Origin of the sequence: Pisciglobus halotolerans (assembly GCF_900113675.1) — a bacterium.
Lineage (GTDB): Bacteria > Bacillota > Bacilli > Lactobacillales > Carnobacteriaceae > Pisciglobus > Pisciglobus halotolerans.
This window is the reverse complement of sequence record NZ_FOQE01000069.1, coordinates 1-4,456: the sequence shown is the minus strand read 5'-3', so window position 1 is coordinate 4,456 and position 4,456 is coordinate 1. Positions and strand designations below refer to the sequence as shown.

Here is a 4,456-nt window from a genome sequence, read left to right as displayed (position 1 = left end):
TCTGTACTGAAATCAAGGTATTATTGGGAATCCCAGCTTAAATCATAGATACCGTAAGGGATTTTATTCTTTATTTAAAACTTTGCAACAGAACCAAGTTGTAACACATGAAATTGCTTATAATAGTGTATTGGAATTAAGATAGATTGACAAAAGAGTGATCAAATAGGTATACTTCATTCAAATAATCGTTTGAATGTGAGGTGAGATGAATGGAAAACGTTTGCCAAGTGACTATCGTACATAAAGAAAAAGTAACTATAATAAAAAATAAATTGGATCAAAAAGATTTTTCAAATTTACTTGTGTTAGGAAAATGTTTTAGCGATTCTTCTAGGATTAAAATTTTTTATACTTTAGAAACTTATAAGGAGATGTGCGTTTGTGATTTAGCAGAAATACTTAATGCTAGTATTGCTACAACGTCACACCATTTACGTTTTTTGAAAAAGAACGAAATAGCAAAATCACGTCAAGATGGAAAAGTAGTTTATTATTCTTTAGCGAATGAAGAGATACTTTCCGCTGTGCAGGATTTTCTAAAGTTGTCAGAAAATATATCTATGAAAATTTAGTTTGGAGGAAGTTATTTTGTTACAAAGTATTTTATCAGCTCTCGCTGTTTACGTTTCTACCAGCATTGATTATTTATTTATCTTGCTGATTATTTTTTCTCAAAGTCATACAAAAAAAGGGCTCCGTCAGATTTTTTGGGGTCAATATCTAGGAACAGGTATCTTAGTAGCCGTAAGTTTATTTGCAGCATATGTGCTGAATTTCATTCCGCAAGATTGGATCATTGGGCTTCTCGGTCTAATTCCGATTTTCTTAGGAATCAGAGTGGCATTGGTTGGCGAAGAGGAGGAAGAAGAAGAGGAAGTCGTTGAAAAGCTTGAATCAAGAGGAACAAACCGCTTCTTTTGGACCGTTGCCTTAATAACAATTGCTTCTGGTGGCGATAACTTAGGGATTTATATTCCTTACTTTGCCTCGTTATCTTTTTCAGAGATTGTCACCGCTCTAATCGTATTTGCTATTTCTGTTGCGGTTCTTTGCTATATCAGTTACAAATTAGCCAAGATTTCTTTTGTTTCCGAAACCTTAGAAAAATATGAACGAATCCTTGTTCCTATAGTGTTTATTGGCTTAGGAATTTATATTTTGATAGAAAATGGGACGATTCAAACACTATTAAATTTTATATAAACAACTACGATAGTGAAGTTCAAATAAAAAAAGACAGCGAGATTTTAACTCGCTGTCTTTTTTTATTTGAACTAATGAATTGTAAAATCATTTTAACCTTGTAGTTTGTCTTTATTTTTCTTTTTCTTGTTCTTCGATATGAGTTGAAACTTGCTCAAGAATACTAAAAATATGAAGATCGTCAAGGCTATAAATCATATTTTTACCAGCTCTTTTTGATTTTACTAATCTTGAAGTCTTTAAAGTTTTTAACTGGTGAGAAATTGCTGATTGTTCCATACTCAAAGAATGCGCAATAGCTCCAACGCTAAGTTCTTCTTTCTGCAGAAGAAATAAAATTGAAAGTCGGGTAGGGTCACTGATCATTTTAAATATTTTACTTACCTCTTGGATAGATTCATTTTTTAATGGAGAAGTTGATAATGAATTCATAAGAATTTCTCTCCTTCATATGTTTGTTTATTCACATTTAGATTATCATAATATTTTTATAAAGCAAGATTTTTTGTATAAGGGTAGCTATTTTAGAGTCCTATTTTTTTTATCACCTAAATAAGATAACTATTTTTTTGACAAATTAGATAGAGCGATATAAAATGAATGTATAGACATATGAATGTTCGTTCAAAAGTAATTCGTAAGCATTACGATTTCTAAAAAAAAGTTTTATTAAGAAAGGTGATAGAAATGAAAGAGATTCAAGAGCAACACTCACACGAAAATAATAGTCACGATCATGGGAAAATGCCAATTATTTTGTACTTTATTGGTTTAGCATTGTCGCTCATTGCGTTATTTGTAAACGGAGAAAATAATTTAATCCAAAACACTTTGTTTTCAATTGCTTCAATTAGTGCTGGTTATCATGTCATTATTCTTGAAGGAATTGGAGAAACGATTGAAAACTCAAAAAGACAACACAAATTTACCCCTAATTCTCATATTTTAATGGGAATAGCTGCAATAGGTGCTTCTCTGATAGGAAATTTTTGGGAAGGAACGTTATTGGTTCTTATTTTCTCTGGAGCACATTTTCTTGAAGATTATGCTGAAGGAAGAAGTAAAAGAGAAATTACCAAGTTATTAGAAATGAATCCAACAACAGCTAGGCTAATCATGCAAGATGGCAATACAACAATCGTTAATGTTAGTGAGTTGAAAGTAGGAGATCAACTTCAAGTGTTAAACGGTGACCAAGTACCGATTGACGGAGTAATAGTATCAGGCTCTACTTCGATTGACGAATCTTCTATTAATGGTGAGAGTATACCTAAAGAGAAATCAAAGGGAGACGGAGTTTTTGGGAGTACAATTAATGGAACGGGTACCTTTACTATGGAAGTCACAAAAGAAACTAACGATACTGTCTTTTCAAAGATTTTACAACTAGTGAATCAAAATCAAGAGAATCAAACAAAAGCGTCTAGTATTATCCAAAAGTTTGAGCCTAAGTATGTTAAATTTGTTTTAATTGCAATCCCACTCTTCATTTTACTTGCTCCTATGCTGTTTGATTTGACATGGTCACAAAGTATTTATAGAGGATTAGTCCTTTTAGTCGCAGCTTCTCCGTGTGCTTTAGCAGCAGCTACCGTATCCGTAACATTGTCAGCCACTTCTAATCTAGCAAAAAGAGGCGTACTTTCAAAAGGAAGTGCCTATTTGTCCCAATTAGCGGATATTCAAGCCATTGCCTTTGATAAAACAGGAACATTAACTAAAGGGAAACCGGAAGTAACCAATTATTACTTTTCTGATTCTGTGAACGAGGAAAATATGATTGATATCGTAGTGGCTCTTGAAAAAGAATCAAATCACCCGTTAGCAAGTGCTATTTTAGACAAGTTTGAACCAAAAAATAAACTAGCTATTGAAGTGGAAAATCAGATTGGAAAAGGTTTAATAGGCGATTATAACGAAAACACTTATCGTATAGGTAAACCAACTTCTTTTGAGGCTGTATCGGATGACTATACACGTTTGAATAAAGAATGGGCTTCAGAAGGTAATACGGTTGTATATGTATCAGAAAATGAAAAAGTAATCGGCCTGATAGCATTAATGGATATTCCAAGTGAACATGCGAAAGCAACTATAGATTACTTTAAGAAGTGTGGTATCCATACCACTTTAATTACTGGGGATTCTGAAATGACAGGGCAAGCTGTTGGTAAACAATTAGGAGTAGATCAAGTAATTGCAAACGTCATGCCAGAAGATAAATCTAACATTATCAATGAACAAAAAGAAACCTATGGTATAACCGCTATGGTGGGAGATGGTATAAACGACGCACCTGCTCTTGTGAAGGCAGATGTTGGAATTGCTATGGGAGAGGGTACGGATGTTGCAGTAGATGTATCTGATCTAGTATTAATGAAAAATGATTTGTCTAAATTGGTAAAAGCTCATGAAATTTCTTTAAAAATGAATCGAGTTATTTGGCAAAATATTATTTTCTCAATGGTAGTTGTCGCTTTTCTAATTACCGTAAGCTTAGTAGGATTAACGGATATAGCCATTAGTGTGATTGTTCATGAAGGAAGTACCTTAGTCGTGATATTAAATGGTCTTCGATTATTAAAGTCTAAATAAATACATGAAATTGGATAAAATCATGTATGAAGAACCCTATACCCATAGGGTTCTTTTTTATGACCGCCAGAAATAAACGATTATATACCATAATCGGATAAAATCATGTATCGAAAATAGAAGCCTACGTTTTTTCTTTAATTATGTCTAATTTGGGTGTATCCAAAATTGACATATGTTACGCGTTGTCTTTTTGTCTTTTTTAGTGCAGTGTCAGTGTCGATTAAGTATGTTGTGAAATATGTATTTATGAAAAGAGGTAAACCAAAAGAGGGCATTCCTATGTTACGATTACATTTTGAAATAAGAATAAAGCTTACTTACAAAAAAATGCAAGCAAACTTTATTTTATATTATGAAAAGAGTAAATGTTTTAAAGATTAATTCTACTTCTTATCATTTTAGCTTCTCTCGACAATCCTCGTTTTTCTAATTCTCTTACAAATATCTGCCAAGGTGGTATGTTACTGCTGTAAGATGTTGGACCGGTGTATGCTCCGCCCCCTGGACCTGTGTATAAACCACCGCCAGGACCGGTATATAGTCCACCGCCAGGTCCAGTATATAAACCACCGCCAGGACCGGTATATAATCCGCCACCAGGGCCGGTATACAGTCCACCGCCAGGACCTGTGTACAGTCCGCCACCAGGACC

5 protein-coding genes are annotated in these 4,456 nt (G+C 33.7%); 3 read left to right on the top strand and 2 right to left on the bottom strand.

Annotated features, from left to right (window positions below; genetic code table 11):
* The first annotated feature begins 212 nt into the window (after window positions 1-212).
* Both BM057_RS11300 and BM057_RS11295 read left to right on the top strand, forming a co-directional pair.
* A complete protein-coding gene (locus BM057_RS11300) occupies window positions 213-575 on the top strand; it encodes an ArsR/SmtB family transcription factor (protein ID WP_010731415.1) in 363 nt (120 codons plus the stop codon).
* A 16-nt stretch (window positions 576-591) separates the two neighbouring features.
* The gene (locus BM057_RS11295) at window positions 592-1,206 is read left to right on the top strand and encodes a CadD family cadmium resistance transporter (RefSeq protein WP_010620830.1); all 615 of its coding nucleotides are present in this window, start codon (window positions 592-594) and stop codon (window positions 1,204-1,206) included.
* A 111-nt stretch (window positions 1,207-1,317) separates the two neighbouring features.
* Here the strand turns inward: BM057_RS11295 and BM057_RS11290 are convergent, their stop codons facing one another.
* Window positions 1,318-1,638, bottom strand: coding sequence for an ArsR/SmtB family transcription factor (locus BM057_RS11290; RefSeq protein WP_002301366.1), 321 nt, complete (start codon window positions 1,636-1,638; stop codon window positions 1,318-1,320).
* A 255-nt stretch (window positions 1,639-1,893) separates the two neighbouring features.
* Between BM057_RS11290 and BM057_RS11285 the strand changes: the two genes are divergently transcribed.
* Window positions 1,894-3,801: a heavy metal translocating P-type ATPase gene (locus BM057_RS11285; protein ID WP_002301365.1), complete on the top strand. Its 1,908-nt coding sequence runs from the start codon at window positions 1,894-1,896 to the stop codon at window positions 3,799-3,801.
* Window positions 3,802-4,174: 373 nt separating this feature from the next.
* On the opposite strand, the gene BM057_RS11790 is transcribed toward BM057_RS11285, so the two are convergent.
* A partial coding sequence (locus BM057_RS11790) for a hypothetical protein (RefSeq protein WP_218147474.1) occupies window positions 4,175-4,456 on the bottom strand: 282 nt, incomplete at its 5' end.

Bases quoted from the DNA above. Each gene is read 5' to 3' on its own strand.
- BM057_RS11300 (WP_010731415.1), top strand. From the start codon at position 213: ATGGAAAACGTTTGCCAAGTGACTATCGTACATAAAGAAAAAGTAACT.
- BM057_RS11290 (WP_002301366.1), bottom strand. From the start codon at position 1,638: ATGAATTCATTATCAACTTCTCCATTAAAAAATGAATCTATCCAAGAG.
- BM057_RS11285 (WP_002301365.1), top strand. From the start codon at position 1,894: ATGAAAGAGATTCAAGAGCAACACTCACACGAAAATAATAGTCACGAT.